At 63.7% G+C, this 22,074-nt stretch carries 20 protein-coding genes and 1 pseudogene; 5 read left to right on the top strand and 16 right to left on the bottom strand.

Annotated elements, in window-relative coordinates; translation table 11 throughout:
- Nucleotides 1-105: 105 nt before the first annotated feature.
- From ACS8YF_RS14405 to ACS8YF_RS14420, 4 genes are all read right to left on the bottom strand, one after another.
- A complete protein-coding gene (locus tag ACS8YF_RS14405) occupies nucleotides 106-1,266 on the bottom strand; it encodes an efflux RND transporter periplasmic adaptor subunit (protein ID WP_440850841.1) in 1,161 nt (386 codons plus the stop codon).
- Nucleotides 1,256-1,432 carry a hypothetical protein gene (locus ACS8YF_RS14410; protein WP_440850842.1) on the bottom strand — a complete coding sequence of 59 codons (177 nt, stop codon included), beginning with the start codon at nucleotides 1,430-1,432 and terminating at the stop codon, nucleotides 1,256-1,258. Before ACS8YF_RS14410 ends, ACS8YF_RS14405 begins: the two co-directional genes overlap by 11 nt.
- A 296-nt stretch (nucleotides 1,433-1,728) precedes the next feature.
- Complete coding sequence (locus ACS8YF_RS14415; protein ID WP_440850843.1) at nucleotides 1,729-2,859, bottom strand: phosphoserine transaminase; 1,131 nt, start codon at nucleotides 2,857-2,859, stop codon at nucleotides 1,729-1,731.
- Nucleotides 2,856-4,019, bottom strand: coding sequence for an ATP-grasp domain-containing protein (locus ACS8YF_RS14420; RefSeq protein WP_440850844.1), 1,164 nt, complete (start codon nucleotides 4,017-4,019; stop codon nucleotides 2,856-2,858). Before ACS8YF_RS14420 ends, ACS8YF_RS14415 begins: the two co-directional genes overlap by 4 nt.
- A gap of 698 nt (nucleotides 4,020-4,717) precedes the next feature.
- Between ACS8YF_RS14420 and ACS8YF_RS14425 the strand changes: the two genes are divergently transcribed.
- Entirely contained in the window at nucleotides 4,718-6,364 is a 1,647-nt protein-coding gene (locus tag ACS8YF_RS14425; protein ID WP_440850845.1) for a methyl-accepting chemotaxis protein, read from the top strand.
- Nucleotides 6,365-6,717: 353 nt separating this feature from the next.
- Here the strand turns inward: ACS8YF_RS14425 and ligD (ACS8YF_RS14430) are convergent, their stop codons facing one another.
- The 3 genes from ligD (ACS8YF_RS14430) to ACS8YF_RS14440 all read right to left on the bottom strand — a co-directional run bounded on the left by ligD (ACS8YF_RS14430) (nucleotide 6,718) and on the right by ACS8YF_RS14440 (nucleotide 9,226).
- Nucleotides 6,718-7,608, bottom strand: coding sequence for a non-homologous end-joining DNA ligase (gene ligD, locus ACS8YF_RS14430; protein ID WP_440850846.1), 891 nt, complete (start codon nucleotides 7,606-7,608; stop codon nucleotides 6,718-6,720).
- Nucleotides 7,605-8,549, bottom strand: a complete 945-nt coding sequence (gene ligD, locus ACS8YF_RS14435) for a non-homologous end-joining DNA ligase (RefSeq protein WP_440850875.1) — start codon at nucleotides 8,547-8,549, stop codon at nucleotides 7,605-7,607. Before ligD (ACS8YF_RS14435) ends, ligD (ACS8YF_RS14430) begins: the two co-directional genes overlap by 4 nt.
- Before the next feature lie 62 nt (nucleotides 8,550-8,611).
- Nucleotides 8,612-9,226, bottom strand: a complete 615-nt coding sequence (locus ACS8YF_RS14440) for a DNA polymerase ligase N-terminal domain-containing protein (protein ID WP_440850847.1) — start codon at nucleotides 9,224-9,226, stop codon at nucleotides 8,612-8,614.
- A gap of 136 nt (nucleotides 9,227-9,362) precedes the next feature.
- On the opposite strand from ACS8YF_RS14440, the gene ACS8YF_RS14445 reads away from it, so the two are divergent.
- Both ACS8YF_RS14445 and ACS8YF_RS14450 read left to right on the top strand, forming a co-directional pair.
- Complete coding sequence (locus tag ACS8YF_RS14445; protein WP_440850848.1) at nucleotides 9,363-9,806, top strand: nucleoside deaminase; 444 nt, start codon at nucleotides 9,363-9,365, stop codon at nucleotides 9,804-9,806.
- Nucleotides 9,807-11,216: 1,410 nt separating this feature from the next.
- The gene (locus tag ACS8YF_RS14450) at nucleotides 11,217-12,128 is read left to right on the top strand and encodes a hypothetical protein (RefSeq protein ID WP_440850849.1); all 912 of its coding nucleotides are present in this window, start codon (nucleotides 11,217-11,219) and stop codon (nucleotides 12,126-12,128) included.
- Here the strand turns inward: ACS8YF_RS14450 and ACS8YF_RS14455 are convergent.
- The gene (locus ACS8YF_RS14455) at nucleotides 12,125-13,282 is read right to left on the bottom strand and encodes an MFS transporter (RefSeq protein ID WP_440850850.1); all 1,158 of its coding nucleotides are present in this window, start codon (nucleotides 13,280-13,282) and stop codon (nucleotides 12,125-12,127) included. The genes ACS8YF_RS14450 and ACS8YF_RS14455 overlap by 4 nt on opposite strands.
- A gap of 30 nt (nucleotides 13,283-13,312) precedes the next feature.
- Nucleotides 13,313-13,939: an HAD family phosphatase gene (locus tag ACS8YF_RS14460; protein WP_440850851.1), complete on the bottom strand. Its 627-nt coding sequence runs from the start codon at nucleotides 13,937-13,939 to the stop codon at nucleotides 13,313-13,315.
- Nucleotides 13,940-14,032: 93 nt separating this feature from the next.
- On the opposite strand from ACS8YF_RS14460, the gene ACS8YF_RS14465 reads away from it, so the two are divergent.
- A complete protein-coding gene (locus ACS8YF_RS14465) occupies nucleotides 14,033-14,785 on the top strand; it encodes a DeoR/GlpR family DNA-binding transcription regulator (protein WP_440850852.1) in 753 nt (250 codons plus the stop codon).
- Between the two features lie 301 nt (nucleotides 14,786-15,086).
- Here ACS8YF_RS14465 and ACS8YF_RS14470 read toward each other — a convergent pair whose 3' ends face one another.
- From ACS8YF_RS14470 to ACS8YF_RS14500, 7 genes and pseudogenes are all read right to left on the bottom strand, one after another.
- Complete coding sequence (locus ACS8YF_RS14470) at nucleotides 15,087-16,067, bottom strand: zinc metalloprotease HtpX (protein WP_440850853.1); 981 nt, start codon at nucleotides 16,065-16,067, stop codon at nucleotides 15,087-15,089.
- Between the two features lie 86 nt (nucleotides 16,068-16,153).
- Nucleotides 16,154-16,999: an HAD family hydrolase gene (locus ACS8YF_RS14475; RefSeq protein ID WP_440850854.1), complete on the bottom strand. Its 846-nt coding sequence runs from the start codon at nucleotides 16,997-16,999 to the stop codon at nucleotides 16,154-16,156.
- Between the two features lie 79 nt (nucleotides 17,000-17,078).
- Nucleotides 17,079-17,351 carry a DUF2442 domain-containing protein gene (locus ACS8YF_RS14480; RefSeq protein ID WP_440850855.1) on the bottom strand — a complete coding sequence of 91 codons (273 nt, stop codon included), beginning with the start codon at nucleotides 17,349-17,351 and terminating at the stop codon, nucleotides 17,079-17,081.
- A complete protein-coding gene (locus tag ACS8YF_RS14485; RefSeq protein WP_440850856.1) occupies nucleotides 17,332-17,568 on the bottom strand; it encodes a DUF4160 domain-containing protein in 237 nt (78 codons plus the stop codon). The genes ACS8YF_RS14480 and ACS8YF_RS14485 overlap by 20 nt, the downstream gene beginning before the upstream one ends.
- Before the next feature lie 69 nt (nucleotides 17,569-17,637).
- A pseudogene (locus ACS8YF_RS14490) lies at nucleotides 17,638-17,787 on the bottom strand (LysE family translocator); the annotation flags it as partial.
- Nucleotides 17,788-17,846: 59 nt separating this feature from the next.
- A complete protein-coding gene (locus ACS8YF_RS14495) occupies nucleotides 17,847-19,964 on the bottom strand; it encodes an ATP-dependent helicase (protein ID WP_440850857.1) in 2,118 nt (705 codons plus the stop codon).
- Between the two features lie 49 nt (nucleotides 19,965-20,013).
- Complete coding sequence (locus ACS8YF_RS14500) at nucleotides 20,014-20,766, bottom strand: AcvB/VirJ family lysyl-phosphatidylglycerol hydrolase (protein ID WP_440850858.1); 753 nt, start codon at nucleotides 20,764-20,766, stop codon at nucleotides 20,014-20,016.
- 93 nt (nucleotides 20,767-20,859) lie between these two features.
- Between ACS8YF_RS14500 and ACS8YF_RS14505 the strand changes: the two genes are divergently transcribed.
- Nucleotides 20,860-22,059, top strand: coding sequence for an amino acid aminotransferase (locus ACS8YF_RS14505; RefSeq protein ID WP_440850859.1), 1,200 nt, complete (start codon nucleotides 20,860-20,862; stop codon nucleotides 22,057-22,059).
- The last annotated feature ends 15 nt before the right edge of the window (nucleotides 22,060-22,074 follow it).

Raw genomic sequence — 22,074 nt, forward strand, 5'->3', positions numbered from 1 at the left:
TCCGCTTTCAGGCCGGCCGGCGTGGCGCGACTATGCGCGGGGGCGCCACGCCGGGTATTGCCGCAACGCCGTTGCGGCGCCGGCTCGGCAGGAAATATCGCCACGCTAATGTTCCTGCGGCGTCGGATGCGCGGCGTCCGCGGGCTGCACGCTGTTGTCGATCCTGATCGACGCGCCGTTACTCAGTTTGATCTGGCCGCTGGTAACCACGGTCGCCCCGGCGGTGAGGCCGTTGACGATCGCAACCTGGTCGCCGCGGGTTTCGCCGGTGGTGACCAGCGTCTGCTCGACGGTGGCGGGTAGCGGCTGCCCCTGTTCGTTATTCCCCCTGGACGGCTGGACGACAAACACCATGTCGCCGTAAGGGTTATAGACGATGGCCGCTTGCGGCAGCGTCAGATAACGCTGCCTGCGGCCGGTATCGACACGAATGTTGGCGAACATGCCCGGCAAAAGGGCGCCATCGGCGTTGGGCACGATGGCTTCGACCTGCACGTTGCGGGTATCCGTATCCACCTTCGGATTGATGGCAGTGAGCCGCCCGTCGAAACGCCGCGAACCGTAGGCATCCACCGCCAGATGGACGGGCTGGCCGATCTGCAGCCGGCCGATCTCGCGCTGCGGCACACTGAAATCCGCATAAAGCGAGTCGATCTGCTGCAACGTCACGATAGCGGTACCGGCATTGAGATAGTCGCCGGGGCTGACCGTGATGATACCCGCGCGCCCCGAAAACGGCGCGCGCAGCTGCTTCTTGGCCACCAGCGCCTTCTGCCCGGCGACGGCCGCCTGCTTGCCCTTCAGATCGGCCGCCGCACTGTCGTAGTCGGCCGTGCTGATGGCGTGCGAGGCCCGCTGCTGATCGGCACGGCGATAATTCAGCCGCGACAGTCGGGCGGCGGCTTCGAGCTGTGCCAGCTGGGCGCGATCGTCGGCGTCATCCAGCTGCAACAGCAGCTCGCCCTTGCTGACGTGCTGACCGGACCGGACATGGATCCGGTTGACCAGGCCCGGGACGTCCAGCGCCAGGTCGGCCCCGCGCACCGCGCGCAGGCTGCCCACGGCGTGCAACGCCGGTTGCCAGGCCTGATAGCGCGCCACTGTGGTGCTGACCGTGGCCGGCGCCGGCTTGGGCAGGCTGGCGATCGTGCGCATGACCAGCGCAACCTTCGCGCCGACGATCAAAGCCACCAGCAACAGTACGCCCACGATCATCACGATCATGCGCTTGACCAGACTGGGGCCTCGCCCGGCGTTATCCGGCATGCGCGGCACGCCTCGCGAGTCTTGCGGCGAACGTTTCGAGCGCATCGGCGAGGCTCAGGTGCAGACCGTGGGCTGCTGCCACGGTGCGCCCGGCCGGCCAGTCAACACGGCAATCGATCCGGGTATGGAACACGGCGCGCGAAAGGATCATCAGATCGAACTCCAATCGGCGCTCCGAACGGCCGCAAGCGCTGGGTGAACGAGACAGGCCCCGGCCGGGCCGAGCAACGCATACGTTCTTGTTACGATCGAGAACTAAAGCATGGTATCGGCGCGCCGGCAACGACTTTCGTCCAATAACACGCCTGACCGGCACGATCGGCGTCACGCCCGCCATCCCGGCGTGCCGCCCGTGCTACCTGACGGTTGTTGACGCCGTGCATCCGGCGACAAACTTCAGCCCGGACGCCGGCGAGCAAGCGCCGCGCTGTTTCCGGCCGCAGGCGCAACGCCCGCGGCGGGTCAGCCTCGTGCGCCGGTCGCCCTGTGCGCGGATATCGACCCGGCACGGCGAAACCGGTCCATGAAATCGGCCAGCTGTTCGACGGCTTCCAGTGTCACCGCGTTGTACAGCGACGCCCGCAGACCGCCGATGGCGCGATGGCCTTTCAGCCCGGACAGCCCGGCGGCCTCGGCCTCGGCAAGAAAACGCCGCTCCAGCGTCTCGTCCGGCAGGTTGAATGCGACGTTCATGATCGAGCGGTCGCGCTCGGCCGCCCGCCCCCGGTAGAACCCGTCGCTGTCATCCAGCACGCTGTAGAGTTGCGCCGCCTTTTTTCGATTGATGGCGTCCATCGCGTCCAGGCCGCCAATGTCGTGCATCAGCCACCGGGTGACCAGCAACACGACATAGATCGCGAATACCGGCGGCGTGTTGAGAATGGAATGGGCGCGGGCATGGCAACGATAATCGAGGAAATCGGGCAAACCCTGTGGCGCGTCCTGAATCAGATCGTCCCGCACCACGACCACGGTGACCCCGGCCGGGCCCACGTTTTTCTGGGCATGGGCATAGATCAGGCCGAACCGCTCGGCCTCGACCGGGCGCGACAGGAAATCCGACGACATGTCGCAGACCCGAAGCACGTTGTCGTGGCCGAGCACGCGATGGAACTGCAGCCCTTCCACGGTTTCGTTGGAAACGTAGTGCAGATAGGGCGCCGTATCTTTGAGCGCGAGCGTATCGTCGCCGGGCAGGTGACGGAATCCGTCCGCCTCGCCGCTCCAGGCCACGCGGATCGGGCCTTCGCGGCGCGCCGCGGGCAGGACCTTGCCACTCCAGTAACCGGTATGCAGGTAATCGGCGGGCTCACCGTCGGGGGGCAGCAGGGCCATGGGCACCATGCTGAATTGCTGCGTCGCCCCGCCCTGCAATAGCAGCACGTGATAATTCTCGCCCACGCCGAGCAGCGTACGGATATTGTGTTCCAGTTCGTCGACCACGGCCGCGAACCAGTCGGAACGATGGCTGATCCCCAACACCGAAAGACCGACCTCCGGCACCTCGACGATCGCCTGTTGCACCTCGCGCAGCACGCTTTCCGGTAACGCGCCGGGGCCACCGGAAAAGTTCAGGGCGTTGCGCGGATTCATGTCGTTTCGCCCATCAAGCGCGCATCTTCCTCTGCAACGCGCCGCATCAGCAGATCGCGCAGGGCGTGCTTGACCTTGGCCATGTGCGTCTGCTTGTGCGGGAACAGCTCGGGAGAGTCCATGGCATGCACCACCATGGCGTTGCCGATCTCGAAAACGAGCAAATCGCCGTCGGGGGTCTGAGCGCAGTCGATGCAGACATAATCCAGCCCGGAACGCCGGTGAATCGCATCCAGCGCCGCGCGATGGCGGTCGGCAAATGCGTCGAACGACGCCATCCAGGCGGCTTCGCTGGCGCGCTTGTCGGCATCGTCGTACATGCCGGCGTTGAGGTAATGGATCATCCAGTCGTCGGAGATCGCCATATGCCCGGCAAAGGGTTCGCCATCGACGAGCACGACGCGGTACTTGCGATACCAACCGTCCGCGTCGCTGTAGTCGATGAAGGGGGAAATCAGGAAATGCTCGTCCTCGACGTCCGCGAGATAGGCCGCCAGCGCGCCCCGGTCGGCCAACCGGGCGAGGCCGTGGCCACCATGGGAGTCGCGCGGACGCAGGATCAACGGGAAATCGATGCCCTCGCATACGCTCGTCATGGCGCTTTCGCCGCCCGCAACGTCTTCCAGCGCGTCACGCGTGATCGACATTGTCGGCGGCATCGCCAGCCCGGGGACCCCCTGTAGCAATCGGCTGGCCCGCTCACGCTCGGTATTGGCGATGGCCTCGGGCGTGTTGAGCACGGCCCGCGGCCAGTCGGCCACCACGGGTTTGATCGCCTCCAGACTCGGGCGATTGTCGTCGGACTCGCTCATCGCCACGATCGCCAGGTCGTGTTCCGGCAGCGGCGCCTTTTCCGTGGCATCGGATGGCATGACGAAGTAGTACTCGAGATCGATGTCGCTATCCTCGAGCAGACAATCCAGCGGCATGTTGGCGGCCAGGTCGCCGGGCGCCATCAGGAGCAGTACCCGCAGGCGCGCCGGCTGTCGGGCAGCCGCCAGATGGAAACGGCGCTGCATCGCCAGCGCCTGCGCCTGGATGTTGAGGCCGAGTCCGCGTTGCCCCAGACAAAGCATGAGTGTGGCCAGGTTCATCCAGAGGATGGCGTTCTCGGGCTCGGCTTCGGCACCGGCGATCCATTCCCGGGCGAGCGGCTGCATATCGTCCCCGTTGAGGCTACCGCGCAAAAAAGGAGCGAGGCCGAGAAACTCGGCCGCAGCATGGTCGAAACAAGACATCGGGCGGAAACACCTCGGGTATTCTGGGCAGGCCTCTGACCATGGATGACGCAGAATGCATCCAGGCTATTCGGAGGCGACGCCATCGCAGCAGTGGCCTTCACAATGGCCCCATCATACGGCGGCCTCCGGGCATCGAAATGCCGAATACGCAGCAAAAATGATCGCTTCCGACTGATTTCGGATTGACTGCGGCCGGCCGGGAGCCCCGCCCTGGATTACCGCCGAGCATGATGCCGGCGCGATGAGCGACGATGGCGCGACTCATCCGTTGAAGCCGTCACGCCGGCCGCCTGACGCCAGCGCCCCGGCTGCCCGGGCTTGTCGCGCGAACGAGTGATACGGGTCGCCCACGCCTCAAGCCATATTCGAATCCGCCGATATTAAAGAAATCAATGGACTATTGTGCTGCAACGGCAGTTCACGTCATGGATTTCGCATGATTTGTAGTGCCAGGCAATGCGCGGGGATTCGCCGTATCCGGGAATACGGCGAATCGCCGCAACGCCGCATGGCACGAAAAAGCACCGAAAAAGCGTGACGGGATACTAGCGCCAGCCACGCGTCGTGGCGCCGGCAATCAGTTCGTCTTTGGAATATACCCACGGAGAATAGGCACCATGCTCTCTATACTGCCGCTCAGCACCCGCATTCGACGCCTGGAGCGTCGATTCGCGGCCAGCTTCGAGCAGCCGGTTCACCTGGACACCAGTCGCTGCGTGCGGGTCGGCGACTACGACGCACCGTGCCTGGTCCACGGTGATGTCGTGCTCAATCTCCGACATGACTGGGCCGATCGCTTTACGGCTCGAAATGGCGCCACCGCGACGCTATTTGCACGGGTTGGCGATGATTTCGTGCGGGTGGCAACCTCGGTGACCAAGGCTGACGGCTCGCGCGCCGTCGGCACCCGGCTGGATCGTTCGCACCCGGCTTTCGAGCAACTGCGCGCCGGGCAGCACTACATCGGCTACGCTACCTTGTTCGGAACCCAGTTCATGACCTGCTATACACCGCTGACCGATGCACGCGGGCAGATCATAGGCGCGCGTTACGTGGGGCTGGATGTCAGCGACATGTTCAGCCTTGGCGTCGTCGGGCGGCTTACAGCGATTACCGCCGCGGTCGATGTCGCCGCCTTCGCCGGCTACGCGGCCTTCGGCGGGGCGGGCTTCACGCCGGCTTTCGGTATCCTGGCAGCCATTTGCTGCGTGGTCACGCCCATGCTGGTGGGCTGGGCAAGCCGACGCAGTGTCACGCGGCCGATGCAGGTCAGTCGCGAGGCGGCCGAGCGCATGGCCAACGGCGATCTCACGGCCCAGGTGCCCGTGAATCGCCGCGATGACACCGGTCAGCTTTTGCAGGCAATCAACGGCATTGGCGTCGGCCTGGCCACGGTGGTGGACCGGGTGCGTGGCGCCAGCGAGCACCTGCACGACGCCGGAACCGAGGTCGCATCCGGTACCGCCGATCTGGCCGACCGTACCCAAAACCAGGTCGCCACGCTCGAACAGACCGCGGCCGCGATGGCGCAAATCAGCGCCACGGTCAAGCAAACCGCGAGCAATGCCACCGAGGCCGACCGGCTGGTGGGTTCGGCCGCCGAACTGGCGGTCGAGGGCGGCGATCTGGCCGGCCGCGCCACCGAACGAATGAGTGATATTCGCGAAAGCTCGAAGCGGATCGAGGATATTGTGGGAATTATCGATGGCATCGCCTTCAGCACCAATATGCTCGCCCTGAATGCCTCGGTCGAGGCGGCGCGCGCCGGCGAACACGGTCGCGGATTTTCCGTGGTGGCCGCCGAGGTACGCCAGCTCGCCCGGCGTTCCGCCGAATCGGCCGATCAGATCAAGGCGTTGATCGCTGAATCGGCGGACCATGTGGCCACCGGCGCGTCGCTGGTCGAGAATGCCCGCGATGTGTCGACGCGCACCGCCGAGGCGATTCGGGAGTCCGCCCGCCTGGTCAGCGAAATAGCAAAGGCGAGCGAGCAGCAGAGCCAGGGCGCCGAGCAAATCAGCTCGGCCCTGGAGCAACTGGACGACACCACCCAGCGCAACGGCGCACTGGTTCAGGCACTGGAGAGCACCGTGTCGAGTCTGCAGGGCGAGGCCGCGGCGCTGACCACGGCGGTCAAATTGTTTCGCACCACGGAACAAAAGCATCAATCCACCGAGGACACGCGGCAAACATCGGCGCCGGGCGCGACCGCGTCCGAGAAGGACGAGCAGGGCCGGTCCCGGCCGCGCCTGCTGCCGGCTTAGCGGGGCAAGCCGCGGCATAATCGGTCGGTCTGCCGTCAACACGATCGGTCGGACGCGCGCTGCCAGCGCAGCGCCGGATGCACAGAGGCTACGCGATCAGCGAACACCCCTCCACGCCCGGAATCTGCGTGTCGCACATAATCGAGAAGCAGCTTCAACCGCCGCAGGGCTCGCCGGCTCTATTAATCCGGCATCAAAACAGCTGACTTCATCCGCTGTTTTCAACGCCTTCAAAAATAAAAGCCGACGCGTGTCCGTCTTTTATTTTTGAAGGCTTTGGGCCAATGGCCGCGACGAGCATGCGGTCGCATGCTCGCGCTATCAACCGAAAAATCATCTATTTTTGTGCCGGGTTAATAACCATGCAGCCGTTCGAGGGCACGTCGCACACTCTGCCCGTGGCGGGCGATGTTCGACCAGGGGCAATCGCGCTGCGCCAGGCGCCGGAAGATGTTGCCGACATGGAAGCGCCGCGGGCCGATGTCCGCATCGGCAAGCTCGTCCCATTCCAGCGGGGTGGCGATGGGCGCGCCCGGCCTGGGCCGGACCGAATACGGGGCCACGGCGGTCTGGTTCACCGCGTTGCGGCGGATGTCGAGATACAACCGCCCGCCGCGCTTGTTCTTGGCGTGCGCCGTGGTGAATTCCTCCGGATGGGCATCGGCTACACGCTCGGCAATGCCTTGCGCGAACTCGCGCACCGTATCGAAGTCCGCATGGCGGTCGAGCGGGACCGCCACATGTAGACCGGAGGAGCCGGAGGTCATCACGAACGAAGTGAGGTCCACCGCTTCCAGCGCATCGCGCACGGCACGTGCCGCGGCGATGACAGGCGCGAAGTCGTTGTTTTCGCCGCCATGACCTGGCGGATCCAGATCGAAGATGAGCCGATCCGGATGCTCGGGACGATCGTAGCGGCTCAGCGTCACATGGAAGGCGATCGCGCCCTGGCCGACCAGATAGACCAGCGCGTCGGCCGAGTTGATGAGCGGCTGAACCAGCTCACCGTCTTCCTTGGCGACCGTCACCCGTTCCAGCCAGTCGGGATCATGATCCTGGACCGCTTTCTGGATGAAATGGGTACCGTCGATCCCGTCGGGAAAACGATTGAGCGTCACCGGACGGTCCTTCGCATACGGCAGCATGACCGGCGCGATCCGCCGGTAATAATCGGCCAGATCCCCCTTCGTGAGCCCGGCGTCGGGAAAGAAGATCTTGTCGATATTGTCGATTTCCACGCTCACGTTCCGCTCACTTCCCGGACCACGTCATGCGGGTCCTTGTCGTCGCGTTCGCCCAGATAGGCGGGATGGCGCAGCCTGCCGTCGCGGGTCCATTCGGTGAATTCGATCTCGGCCACGCGTTCGGGCTGGACCCAGTGGATGCCACACCCGTCAGGCGGATCGGCAAACGGCGGCGTCTCGCGCTCACTGGCCGAAAGCACGCGATGCAGACGACGCAGCTCGGCATCGGAAAAACCGGTACCGACGCGGCCGGCATAGCGCAGTTCGCCGGATTCGTAATAGCCCATCAGCAGCGCACCCAGGCCGATGCGCTCGCCCTCGGGCTCGGTGTACCCGCCGATGACCAGCTCCTGGCCGGCCTGGCACTTGAGCTTGAGCCAGCGCTTGGAACGGCCGCAGCGATAGCAGCTGTCGGCCTGCTTGGCGACGATACCTTCCCAGCCCTTGCGCCGGGCCTCGGCCAGCAATGTCTCGCCGTCGCCGTTGCGATGCGCGGTGAAATACAGGCGGCCGGAATAATCGAGGATGTCGCGCAGCAGGGCTTTACGCTGGCGCAACGGCACGCGGCGGATGTCGTAATCCTCGATCCAGGGCGAATCGAACACATAAAAGCGGATGGCGATACCTGACGCGCGCGCCTCGGCCGGGTCGGCAATACCCGCCCGCTGCTGGAGCCGGGAAAAACGGGTCACATCGCCATCGAAAGCCACCACCTCGCCATCGAGCACAAAACGCCGACATGGCTGGGCGGCGAACAGATCGAGCAGCTCGGGGAAATGATCATTCCGAAGTTGCCCGTTGCGCGTATACAGCTCGACGTGTTCGCCGTCGCGAAACACCAGCAGGCGAATGCCGTCGAGCTTGCGCTCGTAGATCCAGCGTTCGTCCGAGAACGGCCGGTCGTGCAGCGTGGCCAGCATCGGCTCGAAGGTCCGCGGCATGGCCGCCTTCTGGGCCTTGGCCCAATCATCGCCGTTGATACGGCCTTCCAGGCAAGCCTTGTTCATGACGACTCACCCGCCGCGGCCGCGATCTGCTCAGTCGTGCGCGCGCTGAGCACCGAGTAGTCCTCGGTCGACACCGGATTACGGCGCGCATCGGCGTCTTCGTCGTCGATCTTCACCAGCAGCCACTGGCGCTTGTCGCCCTCCGTACGGAAATGCGTGAGCGCGTAGCCGCCGGTGAGCTTAATGCCATGCAAATTCACCGTGAGATGGCCATCGGCCCAGCACGCCGCCAGCGATTTTTCGGCATGGCCCGCGTCATCGAACTTGGCATTATCGTATGGCCCGATGTCCCAGACCATGACCGTGCCGCCGCCATATTCGCCTTCCGGGATCACCCCTTCGAAATCGGCGTAATCCAGCGGATGATCCTCGGTCTCGATCGCCAGGCGCTTCTCGCGCGGGTCGGTCGACGGCCCCTTGGGCACGGCCCAGGACTTGAATACGCCGTCTATTTCCAGGCGAAAATCGTAGTGCAGCGTCGAGGCCGAATGCTTCTGCACGACGAAGATCGGCGGCCGATCATCGGGCCGCGGGTTGCCCTGACCCGAAGGCTCGGGCGTCACATCGGCATGTCGTTTGTCGCGATAGGTCTTGAGCGGATCCTGAGCCATGGCCGTCTCCGCACGGGTGTTTCTGCGTTATAACTGATCCCCGCGCGGCGCGTCATCCGCACTTACCCGTAACCGCGCACGGCGGCTCGCCAAGCCCTTAAACTGGCTCAGGTATCGACAAAGATGAGTATTTTTCATGCCACACGACTTCTACATGCAGGCTGCTCTGGACGAAGCCCGGCGCGGGCGCGATGAGGGCGGCGTGCCCATCGGCTGTGTCCTGGTGAAAAACGGCGAGATCGTCGGCGCCGGCCACAACCGCCGGGTGCAGAAATCCAGCGCCATCCTGCACGGCGAGATGGACGCGCTGGAAGCCACCGGCCGCCAACCCGGCGCCTGGTACAAGGACATCACCCTCTACACCACGCTCTCGCCGTGTGCCATGTGCTCCGGCGCGATTCTGCTCTATGGCATCCCGCGGGTCGTGATCGGCGAAAACGCCTCGTTCATGGGCGAAGAAGCCCATCTGGCCGAACGCGGTGTCGAACTCACCGTGCTCGACGATGCCGCCTGTAAACAACTCATGGCCGATTTCATGCGCGAGTCACCGGAACTCTGGAACGAGGATATCGGGACGTAGCGACAAGCGGAGGGACAAGTTGGAACCGGCTGTCGTGAATATCGGCGTCCAGCCCGACGCGGCCATTCGGCTTTGCCTCGGTGGAACGCGCAATCGCCCCCATTCCGCTCGATTCGAGTGGGCCGGCCGCGTGTCACGACCGCTTCAAAGCGATCTGTAGATCGACAAGCAGGCTCATCGCCTGTCGCAATCACGAAATCAAGACCGGCCACGTTGCGAACAGCGTAACTCGGCATGCCCTTTGAGCAGACTGCTCACATCCGGAGACCGGCGCGCACGAAACAGACAAAGCCAACAGCGCCCTAATCTTCCCGCTTGTTTGCCCTCATTCGCGCGCATTGGCTGACAACATGCCCTGACTTATTCGGCCCGCTGCGTGTCGGGCATGATCAAGTGCGGCAGTTCGGCGTATCCCTTCTACGGCGCCTGTGATCCCGGCCGGGAGGCGCGCCGCCCCCCCCCGCTCGCCTACCAATCGCACAACCGGCATTCCACCGGATTACACCGCGCTAGCGAATCAGGCCGGTACTGGGGCCACGAACATCAGCCCGAGAGTTAAAGGAATGGCGTAAGTGGTCGATAGGGCGCTTGAAGACCGAACAGCGGCGAGCATCGGCTATATCTCGCATCGCGCCTCCGCCCCATTCGACACCCCGGGACAAGAAGACGCTATGGACGCTCGTCAAGACCGCATGCAAAAATCTAGTTTTATTTATTAAATTACGAGAAACTCCATGCAATGCGATTAATATTTTGTATTAAATATTTTATACGCTATATATCGACCGGGAAAACTTCCTTGACATATTAAAAATTTTGCCAATTTTTAAAGCGGGCCACACAACACTGTACCCAAGTTTAAATCTATAGAATCAGGGCAAACTCTCACCGATATAACACCAGCATGAGGCAATGCAATGGATATAAAATATTTAAGCTTAGCCCTATTTATTGTTGCCGCAGGATTACCGCTGCCGGGTTTAGCGAAGACAGTAATAATTTCGAACGGCAGCAATAGTCAGCCTTTAATTCGGACTGCGAGCGGCACAGATGGATACCAATTCCCATCCCAAATACCGCCTGGGAAAACGATCCGGGCAGATCTTAGCCAACGCCTGATCTCCGACAACTTTTCAATAAGTTACGGGTACAGCAATTCAGGTGGGTGCAAACTAAAAGCCTCTTACAAATCGGTACTTACTAATGGCGGGTACGATGTGCCAGCTTATGATAGTGACGCCAAAAGTTATGGGACAGGAACTTATTGCTCCGATTATCTTCGGGGGCAATACTCAAAACCGTATACTTATACGGTCACTTACAGTCTTTTCGACTAGCAATCGCGCATCTACAAGATTCGCAAATCTCGTTGTTTTTTCGAGAATATTTCATCAGACAATAAGGCGAAAAATGAACGTCACGTCTAAAGCAACATATATACTGAATTTCTCACGCGAGATAAAGCAAGGCGCTCTTTACAAGAGCAATCCAGATATTGCATTCGCGAACAACGGCCAAGATGCTGGCGGCAATTCACGTAACAGGGCAGAAAAACCGAGCGCCGTCGTTAATATCTCCCAGGAATCCAAAGCGTTATCAAAAACATCATCAATCCCAACCGGGCCTGCTGATAATAGCTCCAGTACTCGCTTCAGCGCCTTTATACATGACTTCAACCAACAGATCCTGGAAAACGGAAAGAAGGCTCAGGTACTCCAGCAAACGCCTGGCGGTGATAGTGCGCAGCGAAACGCCGTTGCGGGCAAGGCGGCCAATTACCTTCTTTCCGAATATTACGGCATCAAGGGACCGAATGCCGATAACTCTTCTTCCGACAACCCGTTCGCGCAACTGAGCAGGAAGGATTTATCCAATGTAGCATTTGACAAATCCAACAAATTCACGCCTGCAGAACGGGTGCTTGCGTTTATGCAAATATCCGAAAAGGATGCGACATTCCAGAACAAGTATTTTGATCTGGCCAGCAACACGTCCCAGGCGGGAAGCGCGGAAGGTAAAAATTATCTAGCGCGCGAGATGGATGCGCGCCTGGCCTCAGGCATGTCTGATGCGGAAAAACAATGGCGCGGATGGGATAACTCAGAAATCAAGCCGCCGGAGCACGCGCCCGCCGGTCCAAGGCCCAATTATGACGGCGGCCTGGGAGGCAGTCGTGATTCCGTTTTCGCTGTCGCAAAGAACGATAGCGCAGGCGCACAACTCATCAGCATTCCCGTGGGCCAAATTACTCAAAATAAGAGCAATAACGTCTGGTTGGAAAAGGTGGTTCATATGCTCGATACAAGCGCAGCAGCTGGCTAGAGACGCTCTGTCGGGAGGTAGGCGAACGTCCCGAATGTGGCGATCAGCGCCGTCGCCGCCACCAGAGTCGTTAGGGCCACGGGCAAGGTGACCAGGCCGGCCAATCCCCCGATTAACGGCGGGCCGATCACGAAACCGGCGTAACCGGCCGACGCAGCGCGCGAGATACCGGCGGCTTCGGAGCGGGCGACACGACCGGCGCTACCGAAAGTGATCGGCACCACGTTGCTCATCCCGATACCGACGAGGGTAAAACAGATCAAGGCCGAGGCAAGACCTGGCCTCGCCAACACGACGGCCAGACCGATGGCCGCCAGAGTGGCACCAGCGACACCAACCCGGCGGCGACCGTATCGCGCCACGATCGGGTCGCCACCCAGTCGTCCGATCGACATCCCGACCGAAAACGCCACATAGCCAACGGCGAACCCACCCGATACGCCGGCCAGAGCGCCCTTGAGGTAGATACTGCTCCAGTTGGCCAGCGCGCCTTCAGTAAATAGCGCCAGAAAGGCAATGGCGCAAAGCAACGGCAGCAGGATTGTTCGCAGCCGCTGCGTGCTTGCTGTCGTTTCTGCCGGCGCACTTGTCGAAATTGGCTTCGCGGTTTGATGGCCGCCCAGAGCCAGCAACAGGGCGGGCAGCGCTATCACCGCGGTAGCGGGCAAGACGACGACGGGCCCGCAGCCATGCGCGGCCAGAATACCGGCCAAACCGGCCCCCACAGCACCACCGACACTCCAGGCGGCATGGAAGGAGGACATAAGCGGACGCTGCGCTCGGTTTTCGAGCATGCTGGCTCGAGCGTTAATCGCCACATCCAGGGCACCATGGGCCGTACCGAAGACGGCCAGGGCCACGATCAGACTCGCAATACCCACGACAAAGCCCAGTGCTGTAAGTGCCAGAGCGAACGCCACGCCAATGCCCGCACAGAGGTAGTTGACCGGATACCGCGCCGCCGCCTTGCCACTGATCTGCATGGCGCCCAACGCAGCCACGGCAAAGACCAACAGTGTGACGCCAATCATGAAATCGGACAGCCCGTTGGCGGCTTGAACACTGGCAATCTGAACCGACCACGCGCCCATGCCAAACCCATTGGCCAGGAAGGTCGAAGTGCCGCATACCCGTTGTACTGCCAGATCTTCCAACCGGCTTGCCTCCCATGCGTCGTCAAGCCTTTATTCTTGCGCTTCGTCTGAATCACGAAGCCAGGCTTGCAGGGCCGCCAGTCCTTGATAACGATGCGACACGATCGACAAGCCGCGAGCCGCGGCAATGTTGCTCGGGCTATCATCGACAAACCGAGCCACCGCCCCCGGGTGTCGCTGAGCAACCGACGCAAAGGCCGTGTCAAACGCCGCGATCTCGGGCTTTGCCACGCCCATCTCGCACGACATGAAACGCTGCTCGAACAGCTCGGCGAGCCAGCCGTGGCGCGCATCGAGAAACGTGAATAACGGATCGGGAATGTTGCTTAACAGATAGAGTGGCGTATCGCATCGACGCAGCTCGTACAACATCCGCACCATGCTCGGGTCGACGTTGGACCAACTTTCGTTGTCGAGGGCCGTGAGTTGCTCGACCTTGCCTTGGTTGAACGATAACCCGAGGCTTGCGCCCACCGCGCTCCAGTACGCACCGGGTGAACAGCCGCGGTCGTAGTTCGGCCGTTCCTGCCAATAAGCCGCACTGAACCCGGTTGAGTCGGCCCCCGCGAGTTCGGCCAGCCTGTCCTGGTCCGGCGACCGCTGTTTTCGTATCAGCACGCCAAACAAGTCGAAGACAATGGGAGACGGACAAGCCACGCGAGGCTCCTTGTTTTTGCGTGCTCGTGCATGATATTGCGTGTTATTGCGCTATAGTGCAATCGCGCGACCGACCCGGAGATACGTTGAGCCATGTTGAAAGCCACCCGCCAAAGCGCCCTGTTAACCCAGCTCGAGGCCGAAGGCAGTATCGGGGCGGCGGCGGCGGCTGAATCTTTAGGGGTGTCGGAAGACACCGTCCGACGTGATCTGCGGGCGCTTGAAGCCGCCGGCCAGCTGCAACGTGTCCATGGCGGCGCCATCCCCCGGGCTGCTAAACCCGCCCACTACGCGCAGCGTTCGCAAGCCCGGCAGGCCGACAAAACAACGATCGCGCAGCGAGCCGCCGCTCTTGCCCGCGATGGGCAATTGCTATTCCTGGATGGCGGCAGCACAGCGCTGAATGTCGCCCGCCACCTGGCACCCGACTTGAACGCCACGGTCGTGACCAATGCACCGCCCGTCGCCGCCCTTCTCATCGACCATCCACGCATTGCCGTGTATCTGGCGGGCGGTGCGCTCAATAAGGAACTCGGCGTCACATTGGGCTCGGAGACCACCCGCTTTCTGAGCGCGTTTCGGGCCGATATGAGCTTTATCGGCGTCTGCGCGCTGGATCCAGACGCCGGATTGACCATTCCCGGGCCGGATGAGCTGGCGACCAAACGGCTGATGATCGACCAGTCCGCGCTGGTCGTCGCGTTGGCCGACGCCGGCAAGCTGGGAAAAGCCTTTCCTTATGTCGTTGCCGCAGCCGACACGGTCACCGACCTGGTAACGGACGCGAACACGTCCGAAGAACAGCTTGCGGCTTATCGGCTTCTCGGAATAACGATTCACCGATAATCGCAGCACCCGGAACAGCAGCCTGACCGGACCGCGTGGACGCCGCATTTCGATTCGCTTGATGCCACCTTCTACACCAGCCTCTCACCGTGCGCGGTCCTGCGCCATGGTATCCAGCGGGTGGTGATCGGCGAGAATCGCTCGTTTGTCGGCGAAGAGGCGCTGCTGAGCGGGCGCGGCGTGCGCTGCGCGTGCTCGACGATCCGGGCTGCATCAGCCTCATGACCCGGTTCATGCGCGACGCGCCGGCGCTTTGGAACGAGGATATCGGGGTCTGAACGCACCGCGCGGTGGCAACGGCTCAATGCCACCACCGGCTCCCCCACCCGCGCGGCGGCCGGTCGGCAGGGCGCGGCGGCATGATCGGCTGCCACGGGTCGGGCACGGCGGGCGACGGAGCGTCGACAGACATGCCGCCGGCCGCCTTGAGCGCCTGCAGCCGGGCGATGCGCTCGCGCGTTTCCGGATGGGTGCGCAGCAGCGACCACAGGCCCCCGCGGCGGCCGGGCCACAACACCCGTGTCCAGCCGCCCTGGCGCCATTCCATGCGCGCCAGGGCGCTGGCCAGGGCATCCGGATCGCCGGTCAGGCGGGCCGCGTCCAGGTCGGCATCGAACTCGCGGGTGCGCGACAGGGCCAGCTGGGCGAGTGTGCTCAACAACGGCGCAAAGACCAGCAACAGGATTGCGAACCCGTTGATCGCGACCGCGCCCAGCAACAGCAGCGGCAGATTGACCAGCACCAGCAACTGGCCGAGCCAGGACAAAAACGCCGTCATGCGGCTGAACAGGTCCGCCAGCCCCATCACCCACAGGTCGTTGTGGGCGACATGACTGATTTCGTGGGCCAGCACGCCGACAATCTCGCGGCCGTCGAGCGTGTTGACCAGGCCGGCGGTGACCACGAGGGCAGCGTCGCCGCGCGCGCCGACGGTAAAGGCGTTGATTGCCATGCTCGGCAGATAGTAGAGCCGTGGCGGGGCCGGCAACCCCGCCCGTTCGGCCAGTACCGCGACCCAGCGGTGCAGGCCCGGCGCCTGCGCCGGCGCGATCGCGCGCGCACCGGACAGGCGGATCACCAGCGCCGGCGACAATGCCGGCATGAACAATACCCCGGCCACACCCGCGGCCAGCAGCATGACCAGTCCGGACGGCCCCCACAGCAACCCGCCCAGCAGGGCCAGAAAACCGCCCATGACGGCCAGCAGCAGGACCGACTGGACGCGGTTGCGCCAGTTGTGCCGCTGCCATTCCCGGCGGTCGATACGCGTCGAATAGGCCATTCATCCCACCCCGCTGGCTAGGCAAAGGGTCCGACACTGTGGCGCCGCGGGCGCCCGGGATTATTGATAGGGGCGGTCGACCGCGTTTACCAGTGCTGCCGAGGCACGCTCCGGCAGCGCGCCGCCCAGTCGTCCAGCACGGCCTCCAGCGCCCCGGACCCGGGCCCGGCGAGGACATGGTCGGCGGCCGCACATACGCGCTCGCCTGCCGCGCCCATGGCATAGCCGTGGCCGGCATGGGCCAGCATGGTGATGTCGGAATCGGCATCGCCGAAGGCGGCCACGCGGTCGAGCGCGACGCCGAGGTGGTCACAGAGCACGCGCAAGGCATGGCCCTTGGTGGCGGTGGCGAGATGAATGTCGTGGCATTCGGTCCCGCTCCACGAAATCACCAGTTCCGGTCGGGCGGCGACAGCGGCCTGGACGCCGGCCAGACCATCGTGCATCCCGTCGCACATGATCTTGAGCGCGGGGTCGGGCATGGAGCGAGCATCCAGGCGCTCGGCGCGCAGATCGGGCGTCACGTCTGTGCCCGCGGCTTCGCGCACGATGCGGTGCTCCTGGCCGTAGGCGTGCCAGCGGCCCGGGCCGTAGGCATGGATGCAGCCGCCGACATCAACGAACTGGGCCAACGCGGCGATGAGCACGTCGTCGGGGGTGAAGGTTTCGGCGGCGATGGGGGTGCCGTCGGCGGCGGTGACCCGCGTACCGTTGAAGGAGATCAGCGGCATCTCGAAGCCGATGGCGGCGGCGATCTCGGCCAGCGACGAGTGCTGGCGCGAGCTCGCCAACGCCACCCCGATGCCGGCCTCACGCAGCCCGTGTAAGGCATCGATCGTGCGCTCCGAAAGCGGGTTGCGGGCATCCATCAGCGTGCCGTCGATATCGAATACGGCCAGGTCGATGACCGGTGCCATTACGGGGTCGGGCATGGTTTGCACCTCGGGCAAGGGTATGCGCGTATCGCCTGAGCTCAGTTGCCGGCCATGGGCGGTCGACTGCGGCGATTCGTCAAGTTCTTGATGCACGATATTCCACCGACTTTCTTCCCTCTAGAAGACCTAGAACCGATATGTCTTCATCAAGGCCCGGCCAGTGAATACCTTCTCCTTCGCCGAGCAGCTCGAAGTCCGACAACTGTTCGGGCTTGGCCCTTGCAAGTCGAGGGAACCATACAAGCGGTACCGAAATGACTCGGCCGTCGTTAAGCGAAACCACCAATTCTTCGCTTGTACATCTGACTTGGGTCGCATGCGGAATTGTATTAACTGTTAAAGAACTCATTCCATGCCTCCACTAACATCGGTTGATGCTCTTCGACCAGCTTGAAAAGCTCGTTGAGCTCGTGGGCTGCAAAACCTGTGCTTGATGCGAGCGATACAGAGTCCAACCAAAATTTCGCTAACATCCGATCGCGCTGGATATGGATGTGTCTCGGCTCATCGTTTTCATTTGCATAGAAAAAGAACCGATATCCATTAATGCGCAGTACGGTTGGCAAAACGAAAACCTCTAAGACCTAATGCCTAAGCACAGTTGCCGCCAGAGCGGCCGCAGGCCGCTTCGGGTGGTCAACTGCGGAAAACGCAGCGATGAGCGGCAGGTTTGCGCGTCGACCATGCGCCATCGAATAGCTGATGACGGTGAGAATAGTCGGGCCGGGAATAGCCAGTAGAACCGATGAAGCGGCCACGAATGCGAGCCAAAGGCTGATAGACATCTCCTGACTCTCCTCCGGAGCTAACAGCACCCAATGTAGCGCGCCGGGGGCGCCGTTCGCTATTGCCAGAGTGCCGCGGCCGCCGCGCCGAGATCGAGCGTGGCGGCGCCGGGCGCCTGCCCGCGGGCGTCGTGCGCACCGTCCGGGGTATCGGTGATCGATTCGAAGCAGGCCATGACGGCGGGGGTGAGAAAGCGGCTGTTCGCGCCGTAGACGTGGGCGTCGCCGAGCGCGGCCTGCTGGGTGACGTAGTAGCGCAGTGGCGAGATGAGCGAGAGTTCGTTCTTCGCACGCGTCATGGCGACATAGAGCAGGCGGCGCTCTTCTTCCAGGCCGGCCTCGGTTTTGGTGGAGAATTCGTTGGGGAATGTGCCGTCGGCCACATGCAGCACATGCACGGCATCCCATTCCTGGCCCTTGGCGCTGTGCACTGTGGAGAGGATGAGATAGTCCTCGTCGGCCAGCGCGTCGTCATTGTGATCGCCGGTGGCCCGGGGCGGGTCGAGCGTGAGCTCGGTGAGAAAGTCCGGCGCACAGACATAGCGCGCGCCGATGCGGGCCAGGTCGTCGATATCGCCGGCACGGGCGGTATTCGGCGCCTCGAAGCGATTGTCGAGCTGGCTCTTGTACCAGGTGGCCGCCGGCGCCAGCGCGCCCGGCCAGGCGTTGTCGCCAGCCAGGGCGGCGACCGTCTCGATCATCGTCCGCCAGGCGGCGCGATCGGCGCGGGCCGGACGGAAATCGGCCAATGCCGCGATCCGGTCGCCCGCGGCTTCCAGCGCTGCGAACGCCTGACGCGCCGTGCCGGGGCCGACGCCCGGCACGATCTGCAGGGTGCGCCAGCCCGCGATTTCGTGGCGCGGGTTGTCGGCCCAGCGCAGCATGCCGAGAAAGTCCTTCACGTGGGCCGCCTCGAGGAATTTGAGCCCGCCGTATTTGCGAAACGGTACGTTGCGCCGGATCAGCTCGATCTCCAGTTCGTTGGCGTGATGGCCGTTGCGGAACAACACCGCCTGGCGCTTGAGATCGACACCGGTCTCGCGGCGGGCCAGCACCGCATCGACCACCCAGCGCGCCTCGGCGGTGGTGTCCATGACGGTCACGTGGCGCGGCTTCACACCGCCACCCCGGGTGGCGGTGAGCTGCTTGGCATAGGCGCGCGCGGCCTCGCCCATCAGCGTATTGGCCGCGTCGAGAATCGCCTGGGTCGAACGATAGTTGGCCTCGAGCGTGACGACCTGCGTGCCGCAGTACGTCTTGGGAAAATCGAGGATGTTTTCGACCTCGGCGGCGCGAAAGCCGTAGATCGCCTGGGCATCGTCGCCGACCACGGTCAGCCCCCGTCCGCTGGGCTTCATCGCCTGCAGGATGGCCGCCTGCAGGCCGTTGGTGTCCTGATATTCGTCGACCAGCACATGATCGAAGCGGGCGCCGATTTCGTCGGCCAGCGCGCCGTTTTGCATCACCAGGTACCAGTAGAGCAGCAGGTCGTCGTAGTCGAGCGTGGCGCGGGCCTGCTTGCGCGCGGTGTAGTCGGCGAACAGCCGCTTCAGGTCGTCGTGGTGCTCGGCGCACCAGGGGAACCAGCCGTCCAGCACCTCGGCCAGCGGCGCCTGCCGATTCACCGCGGCCGAATAGATCGCCAGACAGGTGTCCTTGCGCGGAAAACGCTTGCGGTGGCCCCCGGGCCGCGCGGCCAGATTGGCATCGTGACGCGCCACGTCGAGCAGGTCGGCCGCATCGGCGCGGTCGAGAATCGAGAACGCCTCGTCGATGCCGAGCCGGGGCGCGTACTCGCGCAGCAGCCGGGCGCCGACACCGTGGAAAGTGCCCGCCCACGGCAGGCGCACGCCCTGACCGCGGCGCCCGCAGGCCGCCATCGCCGATTCGCAGATCGCATGCGCACGGCGCGTCATCTCGTCGGCCGCCCGCCGCGAGAATGTGAGCAGCAGAATGCGCCGCGGATCGACACCCGCCAGCACCAGATGCGCCACCCGATGGGACAGCGTCTGCGTCTTGCCGCTGCCTGCCCCGGCCAGAATCAGCAGCGGGTCGGCATCCCAGCCGTTCGGCGCGGCCATGCCGAAGCCGGCGGCCGCGCGCTGGGCGGGGTTGAGCCCGGCGAGATGATCGGCGGCGGTGGCCGGCGCGCTGGATTCGATGACGGTCGCACTCATGGCAACACACTGGCATAGGTGGTGGGTCAGATCGTGACCCACCGCCGGCTCATTTGGCCTCGGCGATGCGCTGGCGAATCAGCTTGGCGAGATGCGCATACTGGCGATCGAAGTGATGGCCACCCGGCAGCCCGAGTACATCGAAGCCGGCCGCCGTCAGCGCGTCGCAACTCGCATGCGGGTCGTCGACGCCGTACAGACAGCTCGTCCGCTCGGGCGGCAACCGTCGCGCCTCGGGCATGACGGCCCGGCCCTGCGGCCCGAGACCGATCCACGACAACAGGTGATAGCCGAAGGTGATGTGCCGGGCGAGCCCGAGGAGCACGATATGCGCCACCTGCGCCCGGGTCGCGGGCGGCAGGCGGTTGTAGACAAACGGCATGACATCGGCCCCGCGCGAGTAGCCGATCAGCACCACGCGGCGCCGATGCCAGCGCGCGCGGTAGGTTTCGATCACGCGATCCAGATCGGCGGCGGCATCGTCCGGCGCGTGCGCATGCCAGTAGTAGCGCAGCGAATCCCAGCCGACGACACCGTAACCGGCACGCGCCAGCGCGTGGCCGACCGACTTGTCGAGCCCGGCCCAGCCGCCATCGCCGGAGAGCATGACGACGAGCGTATCGGCGGCGGCCGAGTCGGTATTCGACGCTCCGCGCTCCGGCGGCGGATACACCACCAGCGGCAGGTCGGTCACCGCCTCCGGCAGCGGCACGCCGCCGGGGTGAAACACGCAGCCGGGCGTGCCGGCCAGAATCGCCACCAAACCGGCGCACCAGGCCAGCCGTTCGAGAAAAAATCGCATATCCGTATGAACCACGTCTCGGCAGGGCATCGACGAACGGTTAGACTACTGCGGGCCGCCGAAGCGGCTTCGATGTAATGCAAAGGATAAGCCATGTTCGAATCGATTGAGCGCGTCCCCGGCGACGCCATCCTCGGCCTGATCCAGCAGTTCAAGGACGACCCCAACCCCAACAAGGTGGATCTGGGTGTCGGCGTCTATCGCGACGAACACGGCAATACGCCGATCCTGCGCGCGGTGAAGGATGCCGAGAAAAAGCTCATCGACAGCGAACAAACCAAGGCCTACATCGGCTCGCACGGCGATCCACAGTACGGCGAGTACATCCTGCAGACGGTGCTCGGCGCCGACAGCAAGGTGCTGGCCGCCAACCGCGCGAGCGCGACCCAGTCGCCGGGCGGTACCGGCGCACTGCGTCTGGCCGCGGATTTCCTCGTCTCGCAGCTGCCCGGCAAGGCGATCTGGCTGCCGAACCCGACCTGGCCGAACCACCTCGGCGTGTTCGAGGCCGCGCGGCTGGAGATCAAGCGTTATCCCTACGTCGACGACAACGACCAGTTCGACTTCGATGCCATGCTCGCCAAGCTGAAGTCGATCCCCAAGGGCGATATCGTGCTGCTGCATGCCTGCTGCCATAACCCGACCGGCTTCGATCCGAGCCAGGACCAGTGGCACCAGATTCTCGAGGTGGTGCAAGACCGCGAACTGCTGCCGCTGGTGGACTTCGCCTACCAGGGCTTCGGCGACGGGCTCGACGAAGACGCCTACGGCGTGCGCCTGCTGGCCGAGAATCTCGACGAGATGGTCATTACCCAGTCCTGCTCCAAGAACTTCGGCATCTACCGGGAGCGCACCGGCTGCTTCATCGCCATCGCCAAGGACGCGGAAGACATGCAGGACGTGCGCTCGCAGCTGGCGACCACGGCGCGCGAGAATTATTCCAACCCGCCGGCGCACGGCAGCGCGATCGTGGCGACGATCATGGGCTCGGCCGAGCTGACCGCCGCCTGGCACCAGGAGCTGGATGAAATGCGCGACCGCATCAACGCGGTGCGCCGCAAGCTGGTGGAAGGCCTCGAGCCGCACGGCCTGGCGGATCATTTCTCGTTCGTCACCGACCAGCGCGGCATGTTCTCGTACACCGGCCTGAACAAGGATCAGGTCGATGCGCTGCGCGAGAAATACAGCATCTACATGGTCGCCTCGGGCCGGGCCAACGTGGCGGGCCTGAACGACGACAACATCGAGTACGTCTGCAAGGCCATCGCCGACGTCGTCGGCGGCAAGCAATAGCCCACCATAGATCGA

The sequence above is a fragment of the Salinisphaera sp. SWV1 genome (assembly GCF_052044155.1).
Lineage (GTDB): Bacteria > Pseudomonadota > Gammaproteobacteria > Nevskiales > Salinisphaeraceae > Salinisphaera.